Source organism: Butyricicoccus pullicaecorum, assembly GCF_002160355.1.
Taxonomy (GTDB): Bacteria; Bacillota; Clostridia; order Oscillospirales; family Butyricicoccaceae; genus Butyricicoccus; species Butyricicoccus pullicaecorum.
Genome location: NZ_NFKK01000001.1, coordinates 177,740 through 191,032 on the forward strand (window position 1 = coordinate 177,740; position 13,293 = coordinate 191,032).

A 13,293-nucleotide genomic window follows, 5' to 3' on the forward strand; every position below is an offset into this window, starting at 1 on the left:
TCCGCAGAGTCCGGAATCCCCTTTTGAAACCCGGTGTCCGTCCCGGGTTTCAACCAAACTAAAAACAAAAGCGCCATCTTCAGATGGCGCAAAAACCAAAAGTCCGCAGAATGCTTCTGCGGACTTTTTCTATTTTGTAATTGTTACAAATGAAATCTTCTCGCAGCCTCATCACGCATGTACCGGTGGAAAAATACCACAAGTATCACCAGGGTGAGGAACGAACCACCCGAACAAATCATGCTGGGCAGCTTGACCTGCACTTTATCGAGCAGCATAAGCACAATCGGCGCAATCCATCCCAGAATGGACAGCACACCAATCCAGCCAACCGCATCCACCATCGGGACACGCAGAATGAGTTTCAGAAGGAGCAGCACACCGACACCGCCGAGTAGCAGGATGGGAATTACCCACTCAATCGACCAGGCGTGCCAGCCGGTGCCAATGTCCCACGCAACTGACAAAATGGAAAACAGCAGCGCCTGCGCGGTCAGGTTCTGCATGAGCAGACGACGGCGGGAAATGCCGAGCATGACAGCCAGCCATGCGCACAGCGATGCGGCAATGACCAGATAGGGCCAGTTGCTCGAGGGATGCCAAATGGTCTCGACCTGAATGGAACAGGCAATCACGATGAGCACGCACAGCGTGATGATGCGCCGCGCAACACGAGCCCGACGGTACGGGGCGACAACCTGCGGGAAAATCTCACTTTGCGGGTCAGGTTCACCGGTCAGCTTGCCGCGGCACAGCGGACAGCAGCGCTTGCTGCCTGCAACCTTGACCTGACACAGCGGACAATATTGCATTTACGATCCCTCCCCGTACATGGTGTTGCTGCGGACTTCAAGCGAGACGCCGTCCTGCGTCAGACGTGCAAAGACGCGGCGAATGACCGACGGGTCACGCATGGTGGTGGTAAAGCCCAGATGAAGCTGTCCGTTGTAGCTGCAAGTACACAGCTGAAGGGCATCGGTACCGACAAAAACGCCGAATCCCTTGACATAGGGTGCGACCGCGTCGGGCAGCTGGAATTTACCGATATTGGACAGTGCAGCCGTCTCGCCAACGTCGGAAATCAAGCCGGACAGCAGCAAGACCGGATATTTGATAAAGAGCGGAATGGGACGCAGGAGGAAGTTATGCTCAAGCGCTGCCAGTGTGTTGAGTCGTGCAGCCAGATTTTCCGCAGTCAGTTCGCGCTTGAACGCGGCAGCGGTCTGCTCCAAAATGTCGGAAAATTCACCGCTGCGCTCGTTGAATGCGTAAGAAGCGCGGATGATGCTGAAAAAGTTACGCGCAGTGTGCGAGGGAAAGTAAGAGCGCAGATCGACCGGGACGGTGAGCACGACCGGCTTTTTGCGGTCACGGACATACATACCGCCGTGAATTGCCTGGAACATGACAGCGGCCAGATAGACGGTCAGCGTCGTATTGTACCGATGGGCAGCGTCCAGCACCTGCTTGACATCACACACACCCTCATAAACCTTGAGATCACCGCCGCGGTGGGGCAGGCGATAGGCACGCGGCTTGCGTTCGCGCTTGCTGCTGCGTCCGTCCGACTTATAGTATTTCTGAAAACCATCCTCCATGCGCTCATCCATCGCGGCTCTGGGCGGCTGGCACAGGTCTAAATCGTGCGCAAGCGACACATATTCGGTCACCAGTGTCTGCAGCATTTCGATGGCGCCCGCACCGTCCGCAACGACGTGGAACACATCAAAATTGATCTTATTTTTCCAATAGCTGACTTCGAACAGAGAAGAACGGCTGTCCTCGTAGAGCGGTGAGCACGGCGGAGCATGCTCAGGTACGACACGAGCATGGCGTTCGGTCTGCTCTAAATAGTACCAAAACACACCGCGCCGCAGTACCGTCCGCAGATTGGGGTACTGCTCGACCGTGCGGTCGAGTGCGGCTTGCAGGACGGCCGGTTCGACCGTCTGGGTCAGCTCGCAGGTCAGTCGGAAGACCGCGGTGTCCGCCCCGTGAACCGTCGGCGGGAAAATTTTAGCTGCGTTGTCCAACCGGTACCAGTCCGGTTTGTGTTGTCTGCGCATACGGTATCAACTCCCAAAAATTTTGCAATGAGCGCGTGCGCGCGCTGTACCTGCACGAAGCGAGCGGGCAGGGAAATAAAGCCATGCAGGGCATCGGGCATGCGGTGCAGATAAACCTGCGCACCGGCACGGGAGAGCGCAGCGGCATAGGCTTCGCCCTCGTCGCGCAGCGGGTCAAACTCGGCTGTGATGACCAGCGTGCGCGGCTGATGGCTGAGATCTTTCATCAAAAGCGGTGCAAAGTACGGATTTGTAAATGCACTGTCGTCCTGACCGGCGTACAGGCGCATAAACTCCTGCACACGGTAGGAGGTCAGCAGATATCCCTCGCCGTTCTCGTGTACAGACGGGAAGGGAGAGGACTCCGAGTGATCGGCAGCCGTTGCCGGATAAATCAAAATCTGTTGGCTGACCGTAAAATCACCTCGGTCACGCGCCAAAAGCGAGACCGCAGCGGTCAGATTGCCGCCGGCACTGTCGCCGATGAGGGTGATATCCTCGGGCTGCACGCCAAACTGTTCGGGATTGGCGTAAATGGCCTTGGCTGCTGCGTAACAGTCCTCCAAACCGACCGGGAAGGGAAACTCAGGGGCGCGGCGGTACTCCACCGAGGCAATCCGGCAACCGGTTGCCTTGGCCAGCGCTTTGCAAACCTGATTGTAGGTGTCCACGCTCTCAAACACCCAGCCGCCGCCGTGGAAAAACAACAGCAGCTGACTGCTGGTCTGCTGTTTGGGGGTGTAGATGCGTACTCGGATGGGCGTACCGTCGATGGACTCGATCTTTTGGTCCCACAGGTGATACAGGGGAGAGAGCGGCGAGGATTTGAGCGTGTACAGAGCACGCTCAATTTTATAGACCTTTTCGAGGTCTGCGGCAGCGGGATAAGACAGAAGTCTGAGCGCTGCCTGCATATGTTTATTGATCGCCAATGCAACCGATTCCTTTCTAATCTTGTATGTGGATGTGTTTCCATGCTTTTATCCTATCACAGTTTGTGCAAAATGTCATGCAGAAAAGAAACCAAACTGTCGGGCAGAACCGGCACGGCCAGAAATCGCCTGTCGGGAAGTGGTCGGACAAGTGTCGGGAAGGGGACTTTGTGGCGCAAAATGGTTGTTTATGCAACCGTTTTGAGTAATTTTGAGACAATCGACAAAAAACAGACCGTTTTCAGCAATTCCCGGGACTTACTGCGGATAAAATTTGTATTTTTATGTGCAGACGTCTCTTGCGTTGGATACAGAAAAACGCTATAATGTAGGTGTAACTACAAATTCAACACATTTTTTCCGAGCTTGAAAGGAGGGCCGGTATGCAGCGGACACATCCCGACGTGCGCACCTCTTTTTTGAGAACCAATCTGCGGCAGATTGTCGGCCTGACTGCGTTAGGTCTGGCGGTCATTGCCGTGCTCACGACGCTGTCCTTTTTTCACTTCAGCAAAAAAATGTATCAGGTGATTTATGCGCAAAATATGTCCAGCGTCAGCCAGCTTGCCGGATATTTCACCCGAACCTTTGATACAAAAATCAAGTCATGTTTTCAGATTCTGGAGAACGCTGAGATTCTCATTGAACCCGAACAGGAGTTGCTCGAAGACGGCGTGATGGAGAAGCTGGAATTGGTTGTAACCAAGACCGACTTTTCCGACATGGGCGTTGTTGATCTGCAGGGAAATGCGCGTAATATCAACGGCAAAGCAGCCAATATCTATGATGTACAGTTTGTTCAGGAGGTATTGGCGGGCAATCGCTATATTTCGGATACTGCTTATAATAAGGAAGGACAACCATACCTCTTGCTGGCAATCCCGATGCATCAGCGCGGGGAAATTGCAGGCATACTGTATGGACGGTATCTGATTGAAGATATCCTGTACGACGTTGAGTGGGAGACCGAGGGCGACTGCTATTTCCAGATTGTTGACAGTCAGGGAAATTATATTACCCGGTCCAACAGTGCAGACGCGTGGGCAGATGGCAGTACCGACTTGTGGACCGAACTGGAACGGTATGACTACCACGATACCACGACAGCCGACAAGATCGCAGAGAACATGCATCAGGGAGAAAGCGGCACGTTTTACTGTACATATGAAGACGATGGCCGCTATGTCAGCTATCAGCCCATCGGCATCAACCAATGGTATGTCTTTTCTGCGCTGCCCGAGCAGAACATTACCGAATATGCCAGCTCGATGCGGCAGATTTCGCTGCACATGCTGGTGCAGATTCTCTTGTGCTTGCTCGCGGGCGCGTTGATTCCGCTGCTCTACATCGGACGTGTCTACTATATGATCCGCGACAAAAACACCACACTGGAAGTGCACAATCGTATGTTCCAGCTAGTGCTCCAAAAGACCAAGGATATTCCGTTCGAAGCCGATTTGCCCAAGCATGAGGTTATTTTGCACAGTCCGCGCTTTGAAGGTGGAAACTATACGCTGAATCTTGCGGATATCCGACCGTCTGTACTGTTTGCGCAGGAAAAACTGGATGCAACCTGTTATGGTACTTACCAGAAAACCTATGCCGACCTGATGCGCGCCAAGACCGGAGAACCGGAGATTGTACAGCTGCGCATGTTCGGTGAGATGACTTGGTTTAAGGTCATGCTGCTCGACGTTTATCGACTGGGCGCAGACACGCGCGTGGTCGGTGTTCTGGAAAACTACGAGGAGCAGAAACAGAAGGATATGGAGATCGAGCGCCGTCGGCAGCAGGCCATTCATCTGAGCCGCCGCTCGCAGCACGATTTCCTGACCGGCTTGTTTAACCGTGAGACCTTCGAGGAATGGGTCGATCTGTACTTGGGAAGCGAGCCCGAGCGCATGCAGGCCTTCCTGATTCTGGATCTTGACCACTTCAAGGAGATCAACGATACCATGGGTCATACCAAGGGCGACGAGGTGCTGCGCGATGTAGCCGATGCGCTGCGTCATCAGTTCCGACGGGACGACCTGATCGCGCGTCTGGGCGGTGACGAGTTTGTCATCCTGCTCAAGCATCTGGACAGCGATGCGGTGATCGAAAAGCTGACCGGTGCGCTGGGACAGGCCCTGCGCAAGACCTACACGCAGGGAGATACCTCGCTGTCGATCAGTGCGTCGATCGGTGTCGCACGTGCACCCATAGACGGTACGACCTTTGCCGAGCTGTATCCCAAGGCGGATGCCGCACTCTATGCGGTCAAACGCCGCGGCAAGGACAGTTTCCAAATTTATCATCCCGAATAAATGAAAATCGCCCGTTCGGACAAGTGCCGAGCGGGCGATCTGTTTTTATTTAATTATACACCAATCTGCGGGCAGATATCGCGCAGACAGCACATTTCACAGTGCGGCTTGGTGCGTGCGGTGCAGACATCACGGCCATGATAGACCAGACGGTGACAGAAGTCGCTGCCTTCCTCGGGCGGAATGATCTTCCACAGCGCCATCTCGACCTTTTTGGGCTCCTTGATGCCGTCGACCAGTCCCATGCGGTTGACCAGTCGGATGCAGTGGGTGTCGGTCACGATGGCGGGCTTGCCGAACACGTCACCCATCACCAGATTGGCGCTCTTACGTCCCACACCGGGCAGTTTGAGCAGTTCTTCGAAGGTCTGCGGGATGCCGCAGTCGTACTGGTCATGCAGTACCTTCATGCAGGCACTGATATCGCGCGCCTTGCTCGGGCCCAGTCCGCAGGGATGGACGATCTTTTCAATCTCGTCCACATCTGCCGCGGCCAGAGAAGCAACATCGGGGAACTTTTCGTACAATTTTTCTACAACAACATTGACGCGTGCGTCGGTGCACTGTGCAGCCAGACGCAGGCTGACCAGCAGTTTCCAACCCTCGTTATAGTCGAGCGTGCAGGTCGCGTCGGGGTATTCACGCTTGAGGCGCTCGATGATTTCCAGCGCACGTTCCTGTTTGGTCATAAGGGAATCTTCCTTTCTATTGGATCGTCAGTCGGGGACTGACGGCATAAATGCGATTAACTCTCTTTATCAAATGTATTATACCATAGACGCACGCAAAGTTTAACCACCAAACACAGTTTTTTTCACTTTTTCGACCGAATCAGAGATCGGCAGCCTGCAATTCTGCGTACAGCAGGCTCTTATTCAGAATGCGAATGCCGCCGCGCGAGACTTCAATGCTGCCGTCGGCGGAAAGCTGTTTTAAAATACGGCTGACCGCCTCGCGCGCCGAACCGATGGCTTTGGCGAGCTGTTCTTGTGTCAGCGTCACATGATCGCTGCCCGTGCTCGACGATTCATCAATCAGGAAAGCGGCGACACGCTGGCGCAGGGTCAGGAAGAACATGCGCTCAACGGCCTGGATGAGATCGGACAGGCGCTCGGTGCTGCTGCGATACACATAGTTCTCTACGTACAGATTATGCGACATGAGATCGGAGAACAACGAGGTGGGGATAATGATGAGGTCACAGTCGGTTTCGGCGTCGATCTGTACATCAAAGGTAATCGCCGAGAGCACGCAGGAAGCCGACAGCATGCAGGCATCGTTCTGACGCAGACGGTAGATCGTGGCCTCGCGTCCGTCCTGACTGAGCAGATAGACCCGCAGGATGCCGCGCACGACAAACAGCGGGCCGATACAGTTGCAGCTGCCCATCTTTACGGCTTGTCCGGCGGAGAAGTGCGCGGTCAATGCCTGTTCACGCACGCGCTGCTGGTCTTCGGGCGATAAATGCGGCCAAAAGCTCTGTTTTTCTAATAATGTGAGATCCATTCAGGGTCATCCTTTCTCGGGCTGTCTGCTGTCATTGTAGCACGTCACGACGGCAGTTGGCAAGCGCGTGAAATGATGATTGCAGGACGGAAATGGGTGCGTTATAATGGTGTGAAAGAAGGAAAAAGGGGAAACGATATGAACACACCAATGCTATCCGATCGCGCATTCCGCGCACACAAGGCACGCGGCGTGCTGTATACCGTCATCTCAGCACTGCTATTCGGTGTCACACCCGTACTGGCCAGCCAGACGTTCGATATGGGCAGTAATGCCAATACATTGACCTTTTATCGCAACCTGCTGGTCGTACCCGTGCTGCTCATCGTCATGCTGGTCAAAAAGATTCCGTTCGGCCTGACCAAAAAGGAACTGGGGCTCATGCTGCTCGTCGGCGTTGCGTTTCGTGCGTCGACTACCTTCATGCTCTATCAGTCCTATGCCTATATCTCGGTCGGCACGGCGACAACGCTGCACTTCATGTATCCGATGGTGACCGCAGTTTTGTGCTTTGTGGTTTTCCGCGAGAAGCTCAAACGGGAAAAGATTGCAGCGCTGGTCATTGCACTGGTCGGCGTGATGCTGTTTGCCGACAAAGCCGGTGCGGACGCAGTACCCGGTCTGGTTTTGGCGCTGGCCTCGGCAGTGACCTACGCCTGCTACCTGACCGGCATGGACAAGACCGATCTGCGCAACATGAACGGCACTAAGGTTGCCTGCTATATGGGCCTGTTTAACGCCCTTGCCGTGTTGATTGTCGACCAGATTCCGCACCAGATTGTCTTTGTTCTGCCGCCGCGCGCCATGCTCTATACCTTCATCATCGCCATGTGCACTTCGTTTGTGGCATTTTGGCTGCTCCAGCGCGGTATTCAGGTGCTTGGTGCGCCGACGGCTGCCATTTTCTGCCTGTTTGAGCCCATCGGCAGCGTGGTATCGGGCGCATTGTTCCTCGGGGAACGCATGAACCTGCGCAGCACACTGGGCTGTGTATGCGTACTGGGCGCGGTCTTGGTCACCGTGCTCAGCGACCGCAAAGAGAAGTCCACCATCTGAAAACACGACGACAAATCACTGAAAAATCATCAGATTGATGACTTTATAATCGTAGATCAGACACGCTTTTCAATTCTGACAAGAATGACCGTTTTCGTATAGTAAAATTTGTTTTCTTTGACTAACACACAGCCGTTTTCCATTTTTGTGAAATGCGGTATAATAAAAACAGAATGCAATCCATACCGCCGTTCTGAGGAACGGTCGGTTCAAATCTATATGGAAGCGAGAGATGAACAATGATTAAAGTTGGTATTTTAGGTTACGGCAACCTGGGCCGCGGCGTAGAGTCCGCACTGGCTCAGAACGCTGATATGGAACTCGTCGGCGTATTCACCCGCCGCGATCCGGCTTCGCTCAAGGTCGCATCTGGTGCGCCGGTATATCACACCGATGACGCAGAGAAGATGAAGGAGCAGATCGACGTTATGATCATCTGCGGCGGCAGCGCAACCGACCTGCCCAAGATGACCCCCAAGTATGCCGAGATGTTCAACGTCGTCGACAGCTTCGACACCCATGCACATATTCCGGAGCACTTTGCAGCCGTTGATGCAGCTGCGAAGAAGGCTGGCAAGATCGGCCTGATCTCCTGCGGTTGGGACCCGGGTATGTTCTCGCTCAACCGTGTCTACGCAAACGCAATCCTGCCTGAGGGCAAGGACTACACCTTCTGGGGCCGTGGTGTCAGCCAGGGTCACTCGGATGCGATCCGTCGCATCGAGGGCGTTAAGGATGCACGTCAGTACACCTGCCCGGTAGAGTCTGCGGTTGAGGCGGTTCGCGCTGGCAAGAATCCCGAGCTGACCACCCGCGACAAGCACACCCGTGAGTGCTTCGTTGTTGCAGAGGAAGGCGCAGATCTGGCTCGCATCGAGAACGAGATCAAGACCATGCCCAACTACTTCGACGAGTACGAGACCACCGTACACTTTATCTCTGAGGAAGAGCTGCAGCGCGACCATGCAGGCCTGCCGCACGGCGGCTTTGTCATCCGTGCCGGCAAGACTGGTGACGGTTCCCGCAAGCACATCATCGAGTACAGCCTCAAGCTGGACTCCAACCCCGAGTTCACCGGCTCGGTTCTGGTTGCCTGTGCACGTGCGGCTTACCGCATGAACAAGGAAGGTCAGACCGGCGGCAAGACTATGCTGGATATCGCACCGGCTTACCTGTGCGCTCAGTCCGGCGAGGAACTGCGTGCGCATCTGCTCTAAGTTTGAATGGAAGGGGAACCGGCTGCTGTGCCGGTTCTCCGTTTTTCTGGGCGCAGCTGCGTCCGTGATCTGATAGGAAAGGTGTTGCGATCATGTCAGAACTTGGAAGAAATGACGCTTGCTGGTGCGGCAGCGGCAAGAAATATAAGAAATGCCACGCGGATTTTGATGAAAAGCTGTCTGCACTCAAAGCGGAAGGCCATGTCATCCCGCCGCATAAGCTCATCAAGACCCCGGAGCAGATCGAGGGCATTCGCCGCAGTGCAAAGGTCAATATTGCCGTGCTCGATTACGTCGCAGAGCATATCCGCGCGGGTATCTCGACGGCTGAGATCGACCGCTGGGTATACGAGGAGACCTTGCGCCTCGGTGGTGTTCCTGCACCGCTGGGCTTTGAGGGATTCCCCAAGAGCGTGTGCACTTCGGTAAACAATCAGGTCTGCCACGGCATTCCGTCCGAGGAACTCATTCTGCAAGACGGCGATATCATCAATGTCGATGTGTCTACCATCGTAGGCGGCTACTACTCGGATTCCTCGCGTATGTTCTGCATTGGCAAGGTACTGCCTGAGTGGGAGAAGCTGGTGCGTGTGGCAAAGGAATGCGTCGAGAAGGGTCTCGAACAGGTCAAGCCCTTTGGTCTGCTGGGCGATGTCGGTCAGGCGGTCAACGATCACGCCAAGGCCAACGGCTACTCGGTCGTACGTGAGATCGGCGGTCACGGCGTGGGTCTGGAGTTCCACGAAGACCCGTGGGTCAGCTATACATCCAAGGCCGGCACCGGTATGGTAATGGCACCCGGTATGATGTTTACCATTGAGCCCATGGTCAACATGGGTGCGCCTGACATTTTCCAGGACAGTGACAACGGCTGGACGATCTATACCGACGACGAACTGCCGTCGGCACAGTGGGAAATTCAGGTATTGGTCACCGATGACGGCTACGAAGTCATTGCATACTGATTTTTCATACAAAAAGAAAAGCAGAGGCGATTTTGCCTCTGCTTTTTTGTGACCCAAACGGGGAAATTACTTGTTCTTGTTCTGAACGTACTCGTCCATTGCAGCCGCAGCACGCTTGCCGGCACCCATTGCCAGAATAACGGTTGCTGCACCGGTGACTGCGTCGCCGCCAGCGAATACACCATCCTTGGAGGTGATACCGTGCTCGTCGTCGGCTACGATGCAGCCGCGCTTGTTGGTCTCGAGACCCGGAGTGGTCGAGCGGATCAGCGGGTTGGGGCTGGTGCCGATTGCCACGATGACAGCGTCCAGATCCAGAACGAACTCGGAACCTTCTACCGGTACCGGACGACGGCGGCCGGATGCGTCGGGCTCACCGAGCTCCATCTGCTGGCACTTCATGCCGGTAACCAGATAAGTATCGGGATCGCCCAGAACCTCGACCGGAGCGGTCAGGAACTTGAAGACGATGCCCTCTTCCTTGGCGTGGTGGATCTCTTCCAGACGTGCGGGCAGCTCAGCCTCTCCGCGGCGGTATACGATGTAAACTTCCTCTGCGCCCATGCGCTTTGCCGAACGAGCTGCGTCCATGGCAACGTTGCCGCCGCCAACGACTGCGACGCGCTTTGCACGCAGAATCGGGGTTGCAGCGTCTTCCTTGTAAGCCTTCATCAGGTTTACACGGGTCAGGTACTCGTTTGCCGAGTAAACGCCGTTGTAGTTCTCGCCCGGAACGTGCATGAAGGTGGGCAGACCAGCGCCGGAGCCGACGAAGATGGCCTCGTAGCCGTCTGCAAACAGATCGTCGATGGTCTCGGAACGACCGACAACGAAGTTCAGGACGAACTCAACGCCCAGCGCCTTGAGGTTGTCGATCTCCTTCTGCACGATGGCCTTGGGCAGACGGAATTCCGGAATACCGTACATCAGAACGCCGCCAGCGGTGTGCAGTGCCTCAAAGACGGTGACAGCGTAGCCCTTGCGTGCCAGATCACCTGCGCAGGTCAGACCGGCAGGGCCAGCACCGACGACAGCGACCTTGTGACCGTTGGGCTCGGGCTTTACGATCTCAGCGGTGTCGTGTGCCATCGCATAGTCTGCGACAAAGCGCTCCAGACGGCCGATGCCGACTGCTTCGCCCTTGATGGCGCGGACGCACTTGCACTCACACTGGCTTTCCTGCGGGCAGACACGACCGCAGACAGCGGGCAGCGCGGAGGTTTCCTTGATCTTGGCAGCGGCCTCGAGGAACTTGCCCTCTGCGACCAGAGCGATAAACTCAGGAATCTGTACGCCGACCGGACAGCCGGAGACGCAGGGCTTGTTCTTGCAGTTGAGGCAGCGGGTTGCCTCCTCGATTGCCATTTCAGCGGTATAGCCGGTTGCAACTTCCTCGAAGTTTTTATTGCGGACGTTGGGGTCCTGTTCGGGCATCGGGACCTTGGTGAGAGACATATTCGCCATGATTACTTGACCTCCATCTTGTGCAGGTTGCACTCGTGTGCCTCGACGGCGTGAGCCTCCTGCTTTTTATACATCGCGCTGCGGCGCATGGACTCGTCGAAGTCGACCAGATGGCCGTCGAAGTCCGGACCGTCTACACAGGCGAACTTGATCTCGCCGCCGACCGACAGACGGCAGCCGCCGCACATGCCGGTACCGTCAACCATGGTCGAGTTCATGGAGACGATGGTCTTGATGCCGTAGGGACGGGTGGTCTCAGCGACGAACTTCATCATAATCATGGGGCCGATGGCGATGACAGCATCGTACTGATTGCCTGCGTCGATGAGCTCCTTGAGCACCTGGGTAACCAGCGCCTTGCGGCCGTTGGAACCGTCATCGGTGACCAGATGCAGGTTGGTGCAGGCAGCACGCATTTCGTCTTCCAGAATGATGATGTCCTTGTTGCGGAAGCCAGCGATCAGATCGACTTCAGCGCCCATCTCGTGCAGCGCCTTTGCCTGCGGGTAAGCGATCGCGCAGCCCAGACCGCCGCCGACAACAGCGACCTTCTTGAGGCCTTCCAGTTCGGATGCGCGGCCGAGCGGACCAACAAAGTCGTGCAGGCAGTCGCCCTCATTCAGCAGGCCGAGCTTCTTGGTGGTAGCGCCGACCTCCTGGAAAATAATCATGATCGTGCCCTTTTCGCGATCGTAAGAAGCGATGGTCAGCGGGATGCGCTCGCCGTCCTCATCCACGCGCAGGATGATGAACTGACCCGGCTGTGCCTTCTTGGCAACGTGCGGCGCGTCAATGACCATTTGCTTGGTATTTGCATTGAGTGTCTTTTTTTCAAGAATCTTGTACATTCCGATCCACCTCCATAGTGTACATTATTATACGACAGGGGATGACAATTTGCAAGAATACTTTTTGGGGATGAATCGGTAAAATCTGCGTTTTTGTGCAAAAAGAACAGAACAAAGGCAGAGCATGGGCAGGAAGTCGGCGGAAAAGTGAACAGGGATCAGGAGTAATTGAGCGTGATGTATTCCGAGCGGGCGTAGCCCTCAATGTTGCCGTAGCGGATGACATACCAGCCGTTCCACGAGCCGAGTACGCTGACCTGTGCACCGTCCGGCGCCTGACCGATAATGGGTGCGGCGAGTGAGGGACGGGAGCGAATGTTGAGATTGCCGAATCCCAGATCGACCGTCGCGCTCAGGATGGGTTCGGGCTCTAAGAAGGGAATGCCGAAATAGTTGGTCAATGCCATGACCAGACGGCGGGCGATGGGGACGATGTTGGAGCGAATCCAGGCCGCATCGTCCGGGTTGTCGTGATAGCCCAGTTCGGCCAGCACAGCCGGGGCACGGGTGCGGGAGACTTCACCGATCGAGGTGGTCGGGCGTGCCTGTACCTTGTCGGGCAGGGGGTAGATCTCGCGCAGTTGGGCGACCATGGCATCAGCCAGACGACGGCTGCGCTCGGAACCGGGATAATAATAGATGTCGATGCCGCGCAGCTTTCCCGCAAGGCTTTCGGGTGCGGCGTTGGAGTGCAGAGCGACATGTGCGTCGTAGGTTCCGGCATTGGAGGCGAGGATGGAGGTGGCTGCGGTCATTTCCGGCGTGTTGCGGGTGTAGACAATGCCCGAAGCGGTCAAATAAGGTTCCATCGCGTCGGCAATTAGGTTCATATAATATTCTTCGCTGCCCGCGCCGTCATAGAACAGGTTAAACTCCTGTGTGCTGGGAGATAAGTAGATGCTTGGCATAGATTGGTGCCTCCTTGATGCAAAA

At 55.5% G+C, this 13,293-nt stretch carries 12 protein-coding genes; 4 read left to right on the forward strand and 8 right to left on the reverse strand.

Annotated features, from left to right (window positions below; translation table 11 throughout):
- Positions 1-143: 143 nt before the first annotated feature.
- The 3 genes from B5F17_RS00865 to B5F17_RS00875 are packed head-to-tail and all read right to left on the reverse strand — an operon-like array spanning position 144 to position 2,998.
- A complete protein-coding gene (locus B5F17_RS00865; protein ID WP_087369892.1) occupies positions 144-812 on the reverse strand; it encodes a DUF6320 domain-containing protein in 669 nt (222 codons plus the stop codon).
- A complete protein-coding gene (locus tag B5F17_RS00870; protein WP_087369894.1) occupies positions 813-2,066 on the reverse strand; it encodes a hypothetical protein in 1,254 nt (417 codons plus the stop codon).
- Entirely contained in the window at positions 1,967-2,998 is a 1,032-nt protein-coding gene (locus B5F17_RS00875) for an alpha/beta hydrolase (RefSeq protein WP_087369896.1), read from the reverse strand. Before B5F17_RS00875 ends, B5F17_RS00870 begins: the two co-directional genes overlap by 100 nt.
- A 383-nt stretch (positions 2,999-3,381) precedes the next feature.
- On the opposite strand from B5F17_RS00875, the gene B5F17_RS00880 reads away from it, so the two are divergent.
- Positions 3,382-5,304: a sensor domain-containing diguanylate cyclase gene (locus B5F17_RS00880; protein WP_087369898.1), complete on the forward strand. Its 1,923-nt coding sequence runs from the start codon at positions 3,382-3,384 to the stop codon at positions 5,302-5,304.
- A 53-nt stretch (positions 5,305-5,357) separates the two neighbouring features.
- Here B5F17_RS00880 and B5F17_RS00885 read toward each other — a convergent pair whose 3' ends face one another.
- Positions 5,358-5,993: an endonuclease III domain-containing protein gene (locus tag B5F17_RS00885; RefSeq protein ID WP_087369900.1), complete on the reverse strand. Its 636-nt coding sequence runs from the start codon at positions 5,991-5,993 to the stop codon at positions 5,358-5,360.
- Positions 5,994-6,135: 142 nt separating this feature from the next.
- Positions 6,136-6,810 carry a Crp/Fnr family transcriptional regulator gene (locus B5F17_RS00890; RefSeq protein ID WP_087369902.1) on the reverse strand — a complete coding sequence of 225 codons (675 nt, stop codon included), beginning with the start codon at positions 6,808-6,810 and terminating at the stop codon, positions 6,136-6,138.
- Between the two features lie 138 nt (positions 6,811-6,948).
- On the opposite strand from B5F17_RS00890, the gene B5F17_RS00895 reads away from it, so the two are divergent.
- The 3 genes from B5F17_RS00895 to B5F17_RS00905 all read left to right on the forward strand — a co-directional run bounded on the left by B5F17_RS00895 (position 6,949) and on the right by B5F17_RS00905 (position 10,048).
- Positions 6,949-7,866: a DMT family transporter gene (locus B5F17_RS00895; protein ID WP_162608036.1), complete on the forward strand. Its 918-nt coding sequence runs from the start codon at positions 6,949-6,951 to the stop codon at positions 7,864-7,866.
- A 239-nt stretch (positions 7,867-8,105) separates the two neighbouring features.
- Entirely contained in the window at positions 8,106-9,083 is a 978-nt protein-coding gene (locus B5F17_RS00900; protein WP_016148243.1) for a diaminopimelate dehydrogenase, read from the forward strand.
- Between the two features lie 92 nt (positions 9,084-9,175).
- Complete coding sequence (locus B5F17_RS00905) at positions 9,176-10,048, forward strand: methionyl aminopeptidase (protein ID WP_087369906.1); 873 nt, start codon at positions 9,176-9,178, stop codon at positions 10,046-10,048.
- 66 nt (positions 10,049-10,114) lie between these two features.
- On the opposite strand, the gene gltA is transcribed toward B5F17_RS00905, so the two are convergent.
- The 3 genes from gltA to B5F17_RS00920 form a co-directional block, all read right to left on the reverse strand.
- Positions 10,115-11,512, reverse strand: coding sequence for an NADPH-dependent glutamate synthase (gene gltA, locus B5F17_RS00910; RefSeq protein ID WP_087369908.1), 1,398 nt, complete (start codon positions 11,510-11,512; stop codon positions 10,115-10,117).
- A 2-nt stretch (positions 11,513-11,514) separates the two neighbouring features.
- Positions 11,515-12,360, reverse strand: a complete 846-nt coding sequence (locus B5F17_RS00915) for a sulfide/dihydroorotate dehydrogenase-like FAD/NAD-binding protein (RefSeq protein ID WP_016148240.1) — start codon at positions 12,358-12,360, stop codon at positions 11,515-11,517.
- Between the two features lie 158 nt (positions 12,361-12,518).
- A complete protein-coding gene (locus B5F17_RS00920; RefSeq protein ID WP_087369910.1) occupies positions 12,519-13,268 on the reverse strand; it encodes an N-acetylmuramoyl-L-alanine amidase in 750 nt (249 codons plus the stop codon).
- Positions 13,269-13,293: the final 25 nt, after the last annotated feature.

Coding starts and splice junctions, on each gene's coding strand:
- B5F17_RS00900 (WP_016148243.1), top strand. CDS start 8,106: ATGATTAAAGTTGGTATTTTAGGTTACGGCAACCTGGGCCGCGGCGTA.
- B5F17_RS00880 (WP_087369898.1), top strand. CDS start 3,382: ATGCAGCGGACACATCCCGACGTGCGCACCTCTTTTTTGAGAACCAAT.
- B5F17_RS00920 (WP_087369910.1), bottom strand. CDS start 13,268: ATGCCAAGCATCTACTTATCTCCCAGCACACAGGAGTTTAACCTGTTC.
- B5F17_RS00895 (WP_162608036.1), top strand. CDS start 6,949: ATGAACACACCAATGCTATCCGATCGCGCATTCCGCGCACACAAGGCA.
- B5F17_RS00905 (WP_087369906.1), top strand. CDS start 9,176: ATGTCAGAACTTGGAAGAAATGACGCTTGCTGGTGCGGCAGCGGCAAG.
- B5F17_RS00870 (WP_087369894.1), bottom strand. CDS start 2,066: ATGCGCAGACAACACAAACCGGACTGGTACCGGTTGGACAACGCAGCT.
- gltA (WP_087369908.1), bottom strand. CDS start 11,512: ATGGCGAATATGTCTCTCACCAAGGTCCCGATGCCCGAACAGGACCCC.
- B5F17_RS00915 (WP_016148240.1), bottom strand. CDS start 12,360: ATGTACAAGATTCTTGAAAAAAAGACACTCAATGCAAATACCAAGCAA.
- B5F17_RS00885 (WP_087369900.1), bottom strand. CDS start 5,993: ATGACCAAACAGGAACGTGCGCTGGAAATCATCGAGCGCCTCAAGCGT.
- B5F17_RS00865 (WP_087369892.1), bottom strand. CDS start 812: ATGCAATATTGTCCGCTGTGTCAGGTCAAGGTTGCAGGCAGCAAGCGC.
- B5F17_RS00890 (WP_087369902.1), bottom strand. CDS start 6,810: ATGGATCTCACATTATTAGAAAAACAGAGCTTTTGGCCGCATTTATCG.